Origin of the sequence: Kitasatospora sp. NPDC085895, from assembly GCF_040702125.1 — a bacterium.
In the GTDB taxonomy this organism is placed as follows: domain Bacteria; phylum Actinomycetota; class Actinomycetes; order Streptomycetales; family Streptomycetaceae; genus Kitasatospora; species Kitasatospora arboriphila.
Genome location: NZ_JBFBJY010000012.1, coordinates 39788 through 54886 on the forward strand (window position 1 = coordinate 39788; position 15099 = coordinate 54886).

General features: G+C 70.8%; 9 protein-coding genes. 7 read left to right on the plus strand and 2 right to left on the minus strand.

Annotation, left to right across the window (positions count from 1 at the left end):
• Positions 1–265: 265 nt before the first annotated feature.
• The 4 genes from pulA to AB0442_RS10435 all read left to right on the plus strand — a co-directional run bounded on the left by pulA (position 266) and on the right by AB0442_RS10435 (position 10508).
• On the plus strand, positions 266–5800 hold the full coding sequence (gene pulA, locus AB0442_RS10420) for a pullulanase-type alpha-1,6-glucosidase (protein ID WP_366162025.1): 5535 nt from the start codon (positions 266–268) through the stop codon (positions 5798–5800).
• Between the two features lie 513 nt (positions 5801–6313).
• Positions 6314–8638 carry a M4 family metallopeptidase gene (locus AB0442_RS10425; RefSeq protein ID WP_366162026.1) on the plus strand — a complete coding sequence of 775 codons (2325 nt, stop codon included), beginning with the start codon at positions 6314–6316 and terminating at the stop codon, positions 8636–8638.
• Positions 8639–8853: 215 nt separating this feature from the next.
• Positions 8854–10173 carry an ammonium transporter gene (locus tag AB0442_RS10430; protein WP_366162027.1) on the plus strand — a complete coding sequence of 440 codons (1320 nt, stop codon included), beginning with the start codon at positions 8854–8856 and terminating at the stop codon, positions 10171–10173.
• Positions 10170–10508 carry a P-II family nitrogen regulator gene (locus tag AB0442_RS10435; RefSeq protein ID WP_366162029.1) on the plus strand — a complete coding sequence of 113 codons (339 nt, stop codon included), beginning with the start codon at positions 10170–10172 and terminating at the stop codon, positions 10506–10508. The genes AB0442_RS10430 and AB0442_RS10435 overlap by 4 nt, the downstream gene beginning before the upstream one ends.
• 18 nt (positions 10509–10526) lie before the next feature.
• Here AB0442_RS10435 and AB0442_RS10440 read toward each other — a convergent pair whose 3' ends face one another.
• Both AB0442_RS10440 and AB0442_RS10445 read right to left on the minus strand, forming a co-directional pair.
• Positions 10527–11351, minus strand: coding sequence for a hypothetical protein (locus AB0442_RS10440; protein ID WP_366162030.1), 825 nt, complete (start codon positions 11349–11351; stop codon positions 10527–10529).
• A gap of 51 nt (positions 11352–11402) precedes the next feature.
• The gene (locus tag AB0442_RS10445) at positions 11403–11912 is read right to left on the minus strand and encodes a SigE family RNA polymerase sigma factor (protein WP_366162032.1); all 510 of its coding nucleotides are present in this window, start codon (positions 11910–11912) and stop codon (positions 11403–11405) included.
• Positions 11913–12333: 421 nt separating this feature from the next.
• On the opposite strand from AB0442_RS10445, the gene AB0442_RS10450 reads away from it, so the two are divergent.
• From AB0442_RS10450 to AB0442_RS10460, 3 genes are all read left to right on the plus strand, one after another.
• The gene (locus AB0442_RS10450) at positions 12334–14352 is read left to right on the plus strand and encodes a carbohydrate-binding module family 20 domain-containing protein (RefSeq protein WP_366162127.1); all 2019 of its coding nucleotides are present in this window, start codon (positions 12334–12336) and stop codon (positions 14350–14352) included.
• 151 nt (positions 14353–14503) lie between these two features.
• On the plus strand, positions 14504–14734 hold the full coding sequence (locus AB0442_RS10455) for a hypothetical protein (RefSeq protein ID WP_344626219.1): 231 nt from the start codon (positions 14504–14506) through the stop codon (positions 14732–14734).
• A gap of 34 nt (positions 14735–14768) precedes the next feature.
• The gene (locus tag AB0442_RS10460) at positions 14769–15080 is read left to right on the plus strand and encodes a hypothetical protein (protein ID WP_366162034.1); all 312 of its coding nucleotides are present in this window, start codon (positions 14769–14771) and stop codon (positions 15078–15080) included.
• Positions 15081–15099 lie beyond the last annotated feature (19 nt).

Below are 15099 nucleotides of genomic sequence, written 5' to 3' on the forward strand. Positions count from 1 at the left end.
GGCGGTGGGGTTCACGGGGGAGCCCGCCGGGTGCTGTCAGGCACCGGACCGGGTCGTCCGGACCCGGCGGGCGGCAATCCCCGTGAAACGCGCCCGGCATCCGGCGGTACTACCCGGGCACACGTACGACTCTGCGGCCTTCGCAACGGTTCGGTCAAGAGGTTGGTTGCAACATTTTCAGCATCTTGCTGAAACATCTTGCAGCGCGCTAGCGTCCACGCCACCTCAACTCAATGACGAACGAGCCGCCCCAAGGGAGCCCGCCGTGGCCGATGCTCAGCCCCGCCGTTCTCGGAGCACCACCCCGTACCGCAGACCCCGCCGAGCAGCCGTCCTGCTGGCCGCGTCCCTGATCTCCGCCACCCTCGGTTCGGCTCCGCTGGCCGCCGCCGCGGCCCCGCCCGCCCCGCCCTCCGACGCCGCGCTCGCCGCCACCGCGGCCCGGCACGACCTCACGCGGGAGCAGTTCTACTTCGTCCTTCCCGACCGCTTCGCCAACGGAAACACCGCGAACGACACCGGGGGCATCACCGGCGGCCGCCTCGACAACGGCTTCGACCCCGCCGACAAGGGCTTCTACCACGGCGGCGACCTGCAGGGCCTGATCGACAAGCTCGACTACATCGAGGACCTCGGCACCACCGCCATCTGGATGGCGCCGATCTTCAAGAACAAGCCCGTCCAGGGCGCCGGCGCCGACGCCTCGGCCGGCTACCACGGCTACTGGATCACCGACTTCACCCAGGTCGACCCGCACTTCGGCACCAACGACCAGCTCAAGGAGCTGATCCGCAAGGCGCACGACAAGGGCATCAAGGTCTTCTTCGACGTCATCACCAACCACACCGCCGACGTCGTCGACTTCGCCGAGCACAGCTACGACTACCGCTCCGCCGGCGCCTACCCGACCCTGGACGCGGACGGCAACCCGGTCGACGAGACCGCCGTCGCCGACGCCGGCACCGCCTGGCCGAAGATCACCAAGGACTCGTTCCCCTACAGCCCGGTGCTGCGCACCCCGGCCGACGCGAACGCCAAGGTGCCGTCCTGGCTGAACGACCCCTCGCTCTACCACAACCGCGGCAACTCGACCTTCGTCGGCGAGTCCGCCACCGAGGGCGACTTCTCCGGCCTGGACGACCTGGACACCCAGAACCCCGAGGTCGTCGAGGGCTTCAAGAAGATCTACCAGACCTGGGTCGCCGACGCCGGCGTCGACGGCTTCCGGATCGACACCGTCAAGCACGTCAACATGGCGTTCTGGCAGAACTGGGCACCCGCGCTCAAGCAGTTCGCCGCCCAGCGCGGCAACAAGGACTTCTTCATGTTCGGCGAGGTCTACTCCGCCGACCCGTCCGTCACCGCGCCGTACGTCACCAAGGGCAAGCTGCAGGCCACCCTGGACTTCGCCTTCCAGGACGCGGCCCGCCGCTTCGTCTCGCAGAACGGCTCCGCCAAGTCCCTCGCCGAGCTGTACGCGCAGGACTACCGCTACACCACCGGCGCCACCGACGCGTACGAGCTGCCGACCTTCCTCGGCAACCACGACATGGGCCGGTTCGGCAGCTTCCTGCAGAGCGACAACCCGGGCGCGAGCCAGGACCTGCTGCTGAAGAAGGACCTGCTCGCCAACGAGCTGCAGTTCCTCACGCGCGGCCAGCCGGTCGTCTACTACGGCGACGAGCAGGGGTTCACCGGCGCGGGCGGCGACAAGGACGCCCGGCAGGACATGTTCGCCTCCAAGACCCCCTCGTACAACGCCGACAACGTGATCGGCGGCAGCAAGGGCTCCGCGGACCGGTACGGCAAGCACGGCGCGCTCTACGAGGGCATCTCCGACCTCGCCTCGCTGCGCGAGGCCCACCCGGCGCTCGCCGACGGCGCCCAGATCGAGCGGTACGCCGCCGACGGGGCCGGCGTGTACGCCTTCTCCCGGATCGACGCCAAGCAGCAGGTCGAGTACCTGGTCGCGGTGAACAACGCGGCCGAGCCGAAGACCGTCGCCGTGGACACCTACTCGGCCGGCATGGACTTCCGCCCGGTCTACCCGGCCGTCGGCGCCAAGAGCACCACCGGCGCCGACCGCAAGCTCACCGTCACCGTGCCGCCGATGTCCTCGGTGGTCTACAAGGCGGCCGGTAAGCTCGCCAAGCCCGCGGCCGGCCCCCAGATCACCCTGCAGGCGCCCACCGACGGCTCCACCGGCACCGTCACCGTCGGCGCCCAGGTGCCCGGCAGCGGCTTCAACCGGGTCACCTTCGCCGCGCAGGTCGGCACCGGCCCGTGGCAGGTCCTCGGCACCGCCGACAACGGCGCCTTCAAGGTCACCCAGGACGTCTCGGCCGCCGCCCCCGGCACCGTCGTCCGCTACAAGGCCGTCGTCCAGGACTCGGCCGGCAGGCTCGCCTCCACCACCGGCTCGTTCACCACCGGCGCCCCGGTGCCGCAGCAGGCCCCGAGCTCCACCTCCCGCCCGTACGCGGTCGTGCACTACCAGCGGAAGAACGGCGACTACGACGGCTGGAACCTCTACGCCTGGGGCGACCTCGCCGACGGCGAGTCCACCACCTGGCCCGACGGGCACGGCTTCGTCGGCCGTGACGCCTACGGCGCCTTCGCCTACGTCAAGCTGAAGTCCGGCGCCTCCGACGTCGGCTTCGTCGTCGAGAACAACGGCACCAAGGACGTCGACGCCGACCGCCACATCGACCTCGGCACCACCGGCGAGGTGTGGATCAAGGAGGGCGACCCGGCCGTCCGAACCGCCGACCCCGACCCGGCCGTGCCGGTGAAGGAGAACACCGCGGTCATCCACTACCACCGGGCCGACGGCAACTACGACGGCTGGGGCCTGCACGACTGGACGGGCGCCGCCAACCCCACCGACTGGGGCAGCCCGCTGATGCCGGCCCGCAAGGACGCGTACGGGGCGGTCTTCGAGGTGCCGCTCGCCGAGGGCGCGACCAGCCTCAGCTACATCCTCCACAACGGCAACGACAAGGACCTGCCGCAGGACCAGTCGCTGAACTTCGCCACCAGCGGCCGCGAGATCTGGATCGTCGGCGGCCAGGAGGGCTACCTGCTGCCGCAGGCCGCCGGCACCTCCTCGCAGCTCGACCTCACCTCCGCGCGCGCCCAGTGGATCGACGCGAAGACCGTCGTGGTGCCCGCCAACTACGGCGCCGGCGACGCCGCGCTGAAGGGCGGCACCAGCGCCCAGCTGATCTTCGACCCGGCCGGCGGCATCACCGTCGACAAGGGTGTGCTCAGCAAGCCCGGCCGCTGGATCCGGCTCAACCCGGGCACCCTCACCGACGCCCAGAAGGCCGCGTTCCCGCACCTCGCCGGCTACCGCGCCTTCACCGTCGACAGCCGCGACACCGGCCGGATCACCGACGCCCTGCGCAGCCAGCTGATCTTCAGCGAACACCTGCCGAACGGCGCCGCGCTGGCCGCCACCGGCGTGCAGATCCCCGGCGCCCTCGACGACCTGTACGGCGCCAAGGCCGCCAAGGCCCAGCTCGGCCCGGTCTACAGCGGCCGCAAGGAGAGCGGCTGGTTCGGCGACGACAACCGCAAGGTCACCCTCTCGCTCTGGGCGCCGACCGCCACCGAGGTCTCCGTCGACCTGTACGACAAGGCCACCGGCGGCACTCCGAAGAAGGTGCCGCTCAAGCGGGACGACGCCACCGGCGTCTGGTCGCTCACCCGCGACCGCGACGACCTCGACGGCAAGTACTACACGTACGAGGTCAAGGTCTGGGCGCCCAGCGTCCAGCAGGTGGTGACCAACACCGTCACCGACCCGTACGCCGTCGCGCTCTCCACCGACTCCACCCGCAGCCTGGTCGCCGACCTCTCCGCGCCGGGCACCAAGCCCAAGGGCTGGGACGCCCACCGCAGCCCGGCCGCGATCCCCGCCACCAAGCAGCAGATCCAGGAGCTGCACGTCCGCGACTTCTCCAGCGCCGACACCACCGTGCCGGCCGACGAGCGCGGCACCTACCTGGCGTTCACCCACTCCGCCTCGGCCGGCATGCAGCACCTGCGCGACCTCGCCAAGGCCGGCGTCACCACGATCCACCTGCTGCCGACCTTCGACATCGCCACCATCCGCGAGAACCGCGCCGACCAGAAGCTGCCCGCCTGCGACCTCGCCTCGCTCGCCGCCGACAGCGACAAGCAGCAGGAGTGCGTCGCCGCCGTCCAGGCCGACGACGCCTACAACTGGGGCTACGACCCGCTGCACTACACCGTGCCCGAGGGCTCGTACGCCACCGACCCCGACGGCACCGCCCGCACCGTGCAGTTCCGGCAGATGGTGCAGGCCATGCACGACGCCGGCCTGCGGGTCGTCCTCGACGTGGTCTACAACCACACCGCCGCCGCCGGACAGGCCGAGCACTCCGTGCTCGACAAGATCGTCCCCGGCTACTACCAGCGGCTCAGCGACACCGGCAAGGTCACCACGGACAGCTGCTGCGCCGACACCGCGCCCGAGCACGCCATGATGAACAAGCTGGTCGTCGACTCGGTCGTCACCTGGGCGCGGCAGTACCGCGTCGACGGCTTCCGCTTCGACCTGATGGGCATCGACCCGAAGTCGACCATGCTGGACGTGCAGTCGGCGCTGCGCGCGCTGACCCCGCAGAAGGACGGCGTCGACGGGAAGAACGTCTTCCTGTACGGCGAGGGCTGGAACTTCGGCGTCGTGGCAAACGACGCCCGCTTCGTCCAGGCCACCCAGACCAACATGGCCGGCACCGGCATCGCCACCTTCAACGACCGGATCCGCGACGCCGCCCGCGGCGGCAACTTCATGCTCTCCTCGGCGCCCCAGCAGGGCTTCGCCTCCGGCCTGTTCACCGACCCCAACGGCTCGGCGGACAACGGCACCGCGGCCGAGCAGAAGGCCCGCCTGCTGCACCAGATGGACCAGGTCAAGGTCGGCCTCACCGGCAACCTGGCCGGCTACTCCTTCACCGACACCAACGGGAAGACCGTCACCGGCAGGGCCGTCGACTACAACGGCGCCCCCACCGGCTACGCCGCCCAGCCCGGCGAGGCCGTCGAGTACCTCGACGCGCACGACAACGCCGACCTGTTCGACGCCCTCGCCTACAAGCTGCCGACCGGCACCTCGCCGGCCGACCGGGCCCGGATGCAGGCGCTCGGCCTGTCGCTGACCGCACTCGGCCAGGGCCCCGGCTTCGCCCAGGCCGGCAGCGACCTGCTGCGCTCCAAGTCGCTGGACGCCAACGCCTTCGACTCCGGCGACTGGTTCAACGCCATCCACTGGGACTGCACCCAGGGCAACGGCTGGGGCCGCGGCCTGCCGATGGCCGCCGACAACAAGTCGATGTGGCCGACCGCCAAGTCGCTGCTCGCCGACCCGAAGCTGGCCGTCGGCTGCAACGAGACCAATGCCTCGACCTCGATGTACCAGCAGTTCCTGCGGATCCGGCAGTCCTCGCCGCTGTTCTCGCTGAGCACCGCCGCCGAGGTGCAGAAGCGGCTGTCCTTCCCGCTCTCCGGCACCGCCGCGGAGGCCCCCGGTGTGATCACCATGCACCTGGACGGCACCGGCCTGCCCGGTGCGGAGAAGGGCATCACCGTGGTCTTCAACGCCACGCCCACCGCCCAGCAGCAGACCCTGGCCGCCCTCAAGGGCACCGGTCAGGCGCTGCACCCGGTGCTGGCCGGCGGCGCCGACGCGGTGGTGAAGCAGTCCGCCTTCGACCCGGCCACCGGCACCTTCACGGTGCCGGCCCGCACGGTGGCGGTGTTCGTCCAGCACTGACGGAACGTCCGTAGGGAGAAGGGGCTCCGCAGCCATGCGGAGCCCCTTCGTTATGGCCGAAAACCGTCCCCGGGCGGCGTGATGGCATGTCATGTCAGGTACGCGGCAGTCGGTTCGCATCCCCACCGGCCGTGCCACCGGGCCGGTAGGGGCCGATCCGCACCCCGGCCGTCGGGCCGCCGTCGCGGCGGAGGTCCGCCGCGGTGATCGAGGCGACTTCCCGTCAGGCGTTAACACCCGTTGGCGTTTCTTGGCCAATATGGTGGCATGCATCTGTCATTCATCGGCCGTTTGCTGCCACGATTCCTCCGGCCGCAAGCGGGCTGGACCCCAACCCCCCGGTGCGGCCGCACCAACGACATGTAAAGCGCCTCCGCAACACCTGTACGGCCCCTACTTGCACCGCACCCGAGCCGCGCACCCACCGGCCCGGGCCCCCGCTGCGCCGCAACCCCGCGGCCCAGGTTCTCTCCACCGCTCGTGACCCCGCGACCGGTCGGAAAAGGAGTCCGCATGTCCCGCTACACCCCTGCCCGGGTGAGTATGGCCGCGCTGGCGGCCACCACTGCCCTGCTGGTGACCGGCATCCCGGTCGTGGCCAACGCCGCTCCCACCACACCCTCCGCCGTGGCCCCGCAGGCGTCCCTGAACCGCGCCCAGCTGCTGTCCGACGCCGGCCAGCGCAGTGCCGCCGTCGCCCAGACGCTCGGCCTCGGCGCGCAGGAGAAGCTCGTCGTCAAGGACGCCATCGTGGACGCGGACGGCTCCCGCCACCTGCGGTACGAGCGCACCTACGCCGGACTCCCCGTCCTCGGCGGCGACCTGGTCGTGCACCAGACCGCGGCCGGCGCGACCAAGAGCGTGGACAAGGCCACCCAGGCCTCCCTGACCGGCGTGAGCACCACGCCCAAGCTGGCCGCCCCGAAGGCCCAGGCCGCCGCGCTGGCCGCCGAGTCGGGCTCCGCCCTGGACACCGCCCCGCGGCTGGTCGTCTGGGCCGCCGACGGCGCCCCGCGCCTCGCCTGGGAGACCGTCGTCTCCGGCATGGAGCCGGACGGCACCCCGAGCCGGATGCACGTCGTCACCGACGCCTCGACCGGCAACGTGATCCAGAAGTTCGAGGGCATCAAGACCGGCACCGGCACCGGTGTCTTCGTCGGCAACGTCACCATCGGCACCACGCTGTCCGGTTCGACGTACCAGATGAAGGACGCCGCCCGCGGCAACGGCTACACCACCAACCTGAACCACGGCACCTCCGGCACCGGCACCCTCTACACCAAGTCCACCGACACCTGGGGCAACGGCAGCGCCTCCAACGGCGAGTCCGCCGCGGTCGACGCCCACTACGGCGTCGCCACCACGTGGGACTACTTCAAGAACGTCCACGGCCGCAACGGCATCAAGGGCGACGGCGTCGGCGCCTACAGCCGGGTGCACTACGGCAACAACTACGTGAACGCGTTCTGGGACGACGGCTGCTTCTGCATGACCTACGGCGACGGCTCGGGCAACAACGCCCCGCTGACCGAACTCGACGTGGCCGGCCACGAGATGAGCCACGGCGTCACCTCGAACACCGCCAACCTCAACTACTCCGGCGAGTCGGGCGGCCTCAACGAGGCCACCTCCGACATCTTCGGCAGCATGGTCGAGTTCTACGCCAACATCCCGGCGGACAACCCCGACTACCTCATCGGCGAGCTCATCAACATCAACGGCGACGGCACGCCGCTGCGCTACATGGACAAGCCCTCCAAGGACGGCAGCTCCGCCGACTCCTGGTACTCGGGCGTCGGCAACCTGGACGTGCACTACTCGTCCGGCGTCGCCAACCACTTCTTCTACCTGCTGTCCGAGGGCAGCGGCGCCAAGGTCATCAACGGCGTCAGCTACAACTCGCCGACGGTGAACAACATCGCCGTCACCGGCATCACCCGGGACAAGGCCGCGAAGATCTGGTACCGCGCGCTGAGCGTCTACATGACCTCGACCACCAACTACGCGGCCGCCCGCACCGCGACGCTGAACGCCGCCACCGACCTGTACGGCAACGGCAGCGCCGAGTACAACGCGGTCGCCACCGCCTGGGCCGCGGTCAACGTCGGCTCGCTGCCGAGCGGCACCGTCACCGTCACCAACCCGGGCAACCAGAGCACCACCGTCAACGGCACCGCCAACCTGCAGATCCAGGCCAGCGGCGGCACCGCCCCGCTGACCTTCAGCGCCACCGGCCTGCCGACCGGCCTGTCGATCAGCTCCGGCGGCCTGATCACCGGCACCGCCACCACCGCGGGCACCTACAACGTGACGGTGACCGCCAAGGACGCCGCCAACAAGACCGGCACCACCAGCTTCACCTGGACGGTCGGCACCACGGGCAACTGCACCCCGGCGCAGCTGCTCGGCAACGCCGGCTTCGAGTCCGGCAGCACCACCTGGACCTCCACCAGCGGTGTCATCGACAACTCCGCCTCCCAGGCCTCGCACAGCGGCTCCTGGAAGGCCTGGCTGGACGGCTACGGCTCCAGCCACACGGACAGCCTCTCGCAGACGGTGAGCATCCCGCCCGGCTGCAAGGCCACCCTCAGCTACTGGCTGCACATCGACACGGCGGAGACCACCACCTCCACCGCGTACGACAAGCTGACCGTCACGGTCAACGGCACCACCGTCGCCTCGTACTCGAACCTCAACAAGGCGACCGGCTACAGCCAGAAGACGATCGACCTCTCGGCCTACGCGGGCCAGTCGGTCACCCTGAAGTTCAACGGCGTGGAGGACTCCTCGCTGCAGACCAGCTTCGTGATCGACGACACCTCGATCCAGACCGGCTGAGCCTGATCCGGCAGTAGCGAGGGCCCGGCGGCCACGGCCGCCGGGCCCTCGCGCGTCCCCGCCGCCATCTCGCGGTGTGAGACTCCGGAAACGCCCGCGCAACACGAAACACCGCGGAAACACGGGTGTCCGCAGCGGGAAATACGGCCCGGACAGACTCTCCCGACCGGCGCGCCCCCCACCACCCGCAGGCGCGCCGCACGGGAAGGTTCCGCATGCTGCTCGCTGACTCCACGGCCGGCCTCGACACCGGCGACACCGCCTGGCTGCTCGCCAGCACCGCGCTCGTCCTGCTGATGACCCCCGGGCTCGCGCTGTTCTACGGCGGCATGGTCCGCACCAAGAGCGTGCTCAACATGATCATGATGAGCTTCGTGTCGATCGCGGTCGTCACCGTGGTCTGGCTGGTGGCCGGCTACTCGCTCGCCTTCGGTCCGGACGCCGGCGGCTGGGGCGTCATCGGCACCCTCGACCACCTCGGCATGGCCGGCATCACCCCGGCGAGCCTGACCGGCCACGTGCCGACCCTGCTCTTCGCGACCTTCCAGCTCACCTTCGCGATCGTCACCGCCGCGCTGATCAGCGGCGCGATCGCCGACCGCGCCCGGTTCGGCTCGTGGGTGGCCTTCACCGCGGCCTGGACCCTGCTGGTCTACGTGCCGGTCGCGCACTGGGTGTTCTCGCCCGACGGCTGGGTGCTGTCGAAGCTCGGCGCCCTGGACTACGCGGGCGGCACGGTGGTCGAGGTCAACTCCGGCGCCAGCGGCCTGGCCCTCGCCCTGCTGCTCGGCCCGCGCCTCGGCTTCCGCAAGGAGGCCATGCGGCCGCACAACCTGCCGCTGGTGATCCTCGGCGCCGGCCTGCTCTGGTTCGGCTGGTTCGGCTTCAACGCGGGCTCCGCGCTCGGCGCCAACGGCACCGCCGCCGCCGTCCTGCTCAACACCCAGGCGGCCGGCTGCACCGGCCTGCTGGGCTGGCTGCTGGTGGAGAAGCGCCGCGACGGGCACGCCACCACGCTCGGCGCGGCCTCCGGCGCGGTGGCCGGCCTGGTCGCGATCACCCCCTCCTGCGGCAGCGTCGACCTGCTCGGCGCGCTGGCCGTCGGCCTCGCCGCCGGCGTGGTCTGCTCCTACGCGGTCAGCTGGAAGTTCCGCTTCGGCTACGACGACTCGCTGGACGTGGTGGGCGTCCACCTGGTCGCCGGCGTGATCGGCACCGTGCTGATCGGCGTCTTCGCCTCCGCGGTGATGACCGGCGGCCCGGTCGGCCTGCTGCACGGCGGCTTCACCCTGATCGGCAAGCAGCTGCTGGCGGTGGCGGTGGTCGGGGCGTACGCCTTCGGCGCCACCTACGGCATCGGCAAGGCGATCGACCGGCTGATGGGCTTCCGGGCCCCGGCCGAGCACGAACTGACCGGTCTCGACCTCGCCGTGCACGCCGAGAGCGCGTACGATCACGGCGTCCTGGGCCACGGCACGACGGCCCACGCCACCGTGCTGGCACAGCACCCGTCCGACAAGGCCGCCACCGCATGAAGCTGATCACCGCCGTCGTCAAGCCCTTCAAGCTGGACGAGGTCAAGACCGCGCTGCAGGAGCGCGGGGTGCACGGGCTCACGGTCACCGAGGCGAGCGGCTACGGGCGCCAGCACGGCCACACCGAGGTGTACCGCGGCGCCGAGTACCGGATCGACCTGGTGCCCAAAGTGCGGATCGAGGTCGTCGTCGAGGACGAGGACGCCGAGGACGTGATGGACACCATCGTCGTGGCCGCCCGCACCGGGAAGATCGGCGACGGCAAGGTCTGGTGCGTGCCGGTGGACGGGATCGTCCGGGTCCGCACCGGCGAGCGCGGGCCGGACGCGGTCTGACCCCGCCCGGCCCGGCGCTCAGCGCTGCATGGCGGAGGCCCGGGTGGCGCCGTCCCTGGCGATCTCCACCGAGACCCGGGTGTCCCAGAGCGGCGAGCGGACGATCTGCTTCCAGAAGTCCGCGGTCATCGGCGGCTCCTCCCGGGTCTCGGTGAACGTCATGGCGGCGCCCTCGCCGCTCATGACGCCGTCGTAGAGGATCAGTTCGACGGCGATGCCGTCCTGCCGCTGCAGCACGAACCGCTGGCTCCGGACGCCGCCGCCCTGGCGGGGCTCGACACCGAGCCGGTACCCCTCCGGCGTGCGGCTGCACCGCTCGCGCGGCACGGCGCCGAAGGTCTCGTTGCTCGGGCAGTCGCCACTGGCGGGAACGGGACTGCGCAGCAGCGAGATGTCGACGGTGCTCGGCTTGTGGTCGCCCAGGTCCACGTCGACCCGGGCCATGCGGATGCTGTCGCCCAGCGCGAGGCCCCCGCCCGCGTAGGCGCTGAGCCGGGCCGAGTCGGGGAGCAGGGCGGCGAAGATGCCGAGCAGGCCGGCCGAGGTGGTGTTGACCTTGCCGTTCACCGGGGGGTCGGTCGGGCCGAGGACGGACACGGCCGAGGCGCTGGGCGCGTTCGTCGCGGGTGCCTGGCTGCGGTCGGAGCCTTCGGGGCCGAACGCGGCCACCCCGCCGGTGAGCAGGGCCACGGCGGCGACCGCGCCGAGCGCCCGGGTGATCCGCCGGCGGCGGCGCAGCCTGCGGCCGCGGGCCGCGGCCTCGACGACGATGGTCTGAACGGGAACGTGGATCCGGTCGGCGTCCGCGCCGAGCAGCCTGCTGAGGTCGTCTTCGATGTCCATGGTGCGCACTCCGGGAGCTGTGAGGGGGGCGGGGAGGAATCTGTGCCTGAATCAGAGCCGGAAGAGGAGTTCGCGGTCCTCGCCGAGGATCTCCCGCAGTCGGGCCAGGGAACGGGTGTTGAGGCTCTTCACCGCGCCGGCGGAGATGCCCATCATGTCGGCGACCGCCTCGATGCTGTGGTCCTCCAGGTACCGCAGGACGACCACCGCCCGGTTGCGGGGCGGGAGTTGGCCGAGTGCGGCGGTGAGGGTGAGCTTCAGGTCGCTGCCGTGGCCGGCCGGCTGCGGATTGTCGGGCATCTCGGCGAGCACGACCTCGGTGGAGCGCTTGAGGCGGCGTTGCGAGAGGTAGGTGCGCAGCAGGACGGTGCGGGCGTAGGCGTCGAGCCCGGGTTCGTCCTGCCGTCGGCGCAGCCGTGGCCAGACGGCGAACATCTTGGCGAGCGTCGTCTGGACGAGGTCCTGCGCCTGGTGCCAGTCCCCGCACATGAGGTAGGCGACCTGGAAGAGCCTGCGCGTGCGGGAGTTGGCGAACTCCTCGAAGTCGAGTGCTCTCTCCATGCCGTCGTCCCCCGGTGTGTCCGATTGTCGGTGTTGTTGGCGTCCCCCTCTTAGACGCGGCGGGCCGCAAGTGAGGTATCACGGGAGTTCGGGGATGTTACCGGCGAGTCCGATTCGTTGCCGTCCACTCCCTTGACGCTCCGTTCACGCCGGCCGTAAGTTCGGCGCGTTGCAAGTTTCCTGCAAGTTTCAATGGTCTTGCAGAAACTCGCACAGTCGGTTCCGCGTAGACGGCGTACCGCGGTCGCGCCCCCACCCTCCGCACCACTCCTGCGCCACCGCCCGCCACACCCCCTGCGCCGCGGGCGGCCAGGCTCACCCCCACCCAGCCCCAGGAGACACCGTGGTCACCACCGTCAGTGCGGGCCGCAGAGGCCGCGCGATCGGCGCACTCGCCGCGTCCGCCGCCCTGGCCCTCTCGATCGGTGCCGGTCTTTCGATCGCCCCCACCGCCGAGGCCACCCCGCCCAGCACCAAGGACGTCACCGCCACTCTCTTCGAGTGGAAGTTCGACTCCGTCGCCAAGGCCTGCACCGACACGCTCGGCCCCAAGGGCTACGGCTTCGTCGAGGTCTCACCGCCCCAGGAGCACATCCAGGGCGCCCAGTGGTGGACGTCGTACCAGCCGGTCAGCTACAAGATCGCCGGACGGCTCGGCGACCGCACCGCCTTCCAGTCCATGGTGAGCACCTGCCACGCGGCGGGCGTCAAGGTCATCGCCGACTCGGTGGTCAACCACATGTCGGCCGGCTCCGGAACGGGCACCGGCGGCACCGTCTACACCAAGTACAACTACCCGGGCTACTACCAGGACCAGGACTTCCACTCCTGCCGCCAGGCGATCAGCAACTACGGCGACCGCTCCAACGTGCAGAACTGCGAACTGGTCAACCTCTCCGACCTGGACACCGGCTCCGGCTACGTCCAACAGACCATCGCCAACTACCTGAGCGACCTGCTCACCCTCGGCGTGGACGGCTTCCGGATCGACGCCGCCAAGCACATCGCCGCCTCCGACCTGTCCGCGATCAAGGCGAAGATGAGCAACCCGAACGCCTACTGGGTGACCGAGGTCATCTACGGCGCCGGCGAGCCGATCCAGCCGTCCGAGTACACCGGCCTGGGCGACGTCGACGAGTTCCGCTCCGGCACCTGGCTGAAGAGCGCCTTCAGCGGCGGGAAGATCTCCGACCTGTCCACCTGGGGCAACGGCCTGCTCGCGAGCAACCAGGCCCGCACCTTCGTCGACAACTGGGACACCGAGCGCAACGGCTCCACCCTCAACTACAAGTACGGCTCCGCCTACACGCTGGCCAACGTCTTCATGCTGGCCCACCCGTACGGCTCGCCGAACGTCTACTCCGGCTACGCCTTCACCAACAACGACGACGGCCCGCCGAACGGCGGCACCGTCAACGCCTGCTACAGCGACGGCTGGAACTGCACCCACGCCTGGCGCCAGGTCGCCAACATGGTCGGCTTCCGCAACGCCGTCTCCGGCACCGCGATGACCGACTGGTGGTCCAACGGCAACAACGCCGTCGCGTTCGGCCGCGGCAGCAAGGGCTTCGTCGCGATCAACCGCGAGTCCTCCCCGATCACCCAGACCTTCCAGACCTCGCTGCCCGCAGGCACCTACTGCGACGTCCAGCACGGCGACCCGGTCTCCGGCGGCTGCACCGGCACCAGCTACACCGTCGGCTCCGACGGCAGGTTCACCGCCACCGTCGGCGCGGGCGACGCCGTCGCCGTCTACGTCGGCGCGGGCGGCCAGCCGACCTCCACCCCGACCCCGACCGCCACGCCCACCGGCAGCAACAGCGCGACCGTCTTCTACTCCACCGGCAAGAACTGGTCGGCCTACTACCTGCACTACGCGCCCACCGGCGGCACCTGGACGACCGTCCCCGGCGTCGCGATGACCGCGGCCTGCACCGGCTGGGTCAAGTACACCGCGAGCCTGGGCAGCGCGACCGGCCTCACCGCCACCTTCAACAACGGCTCCGGCACCTGGGACAACAACAACAGCGCCAACTACGCGCTCGGCACCGGCAACGTGACCGTCAAGGACGGCGTGGTCGGCAGCGGCGACCCGTGCGCCACCGCCACCCCGACGGCCACCCCGACCAGCACCCCCACCTCCTCCACCACCGGGGCTTCGTTCGCGGTCAACGCCACCACCGTGACCGGCCAGAACATCTACCTGGTCGGCAACAACACGGCCCTCGGCAACTGGAGCACCGGCTCCGCCCTGCTGCTCTCCCCGGCGAGCTACCCGGTCTGGAAGCTGGACGTCGCGATGGCCGCCGGCACCGCCTTCGAGTACAAGTACATCCGCAAGGACGCGAGCGGGAACGTCACCTGGGAGAGCGGCGCGAACCGGACGGCCACCGTCCCGGCGAGCGGCCTCGTCACCCTGAACGACACCTTCCGCAGCTGACACCCGTCCCGACCCGACGGCCCCACCCGGACGGCCGCCGCACCCCCGTGGTGCGGCGGCCGTCACGGTTGCCGCGGCGAAACCCCCCGAAGGAGTGGAGTGCGGGCCGTCCCGCCGCTCCGCTCGGCGCCCGGCTGCCAGCATCGCCGGCGTGACCACAACCCCCACCACCTTCGCGATCCTGGACCTCGAACTCCGCGGCGGCCGCTGGGACGGCCATCTGAAGCGCGTCCACGCGTTCGCGCCCCCGCCCTCCCTCCGCATGGTCCTGCGCGCCGACCTCCCCGCCACCGAGGCCGGCGAGTACTGGCCCACCACCAGCGTCTACCGGCTCGACCCCGACGGCCCGGTACCGTGCTACCGGCACTCGCACGACGAGTGACCACGGCCCGACCGGACGGACGGCGAGGACACCCATGAGTACGGCCCCCACCCCGCCGACCGGCGAACAGCTCGACGCGGCCAGGGCGTTCGTCATCACCCGGCAGCGACGCAACCGGGCGGAGCTCGGCACCTGCGGGCCCGAGGTGGTGGCGGCCTTCGACGCCTGGTCCCACGTGGTGGACAAGCACATGGCGAGGGCGAAGGTGGCCGTGGACCGCGGTGAGCCGGTCGAGGCCGCAGGCGCGTGGGCCGTGGTCGTCGAGGCCCTCGCGGGCTGGGTGACGCACCCCGAATTCCCGCCGTGCCTGTACGCCGAGGCCCGTGCCGCCCGGTACGGCAGCTGACCGGTGCTCCGACCGGCGG

Coding starts and splice junctions, on each gene's coding strand:
- AB0442_RS10445 (WP_366162032.1), bottom strand. CDS start 11,912: ATGGAGAGAGCACTCGACTTCGAGGAGTTCGCCAACTCCCGCACGCGC.
- AB0442_RS10440 (WP_366162030.1), bottom strand. CDS start 11,351: ATGGACATCGAAGACGACCTCAGCAGGCTGCTCGGCGCGGACGCCGAC.
- AB0442_RS10460 (WP_366162034.1), top strand. CDS start 14,769: ATGAGTACGGCCCCCACCCCGCCGACCGGCGAACAGCTCGACGCGGCC.
- AB0442_RS10435 (WP_366162029.1), top strand. CDS start 10,170: ATGAAGCTGATCACCGCCGTCGTCAAGCCCTTCAAGCTGGACGAGGTC.
- AB0442_RS10430 (WP_366162027.1), top strand. CDS start 8,854: ATGCTGCTCGCTGACTCCACGGCCGGCCTCGACACCGGCGACACCGCC.
- AB0442_RS10425 (WP_366162026.1), top strand. CDS start 6,314: ATGTCCCGCTACACCCCTGCCCGGGTGAGTATGGCCGCGCTGGCGGCC.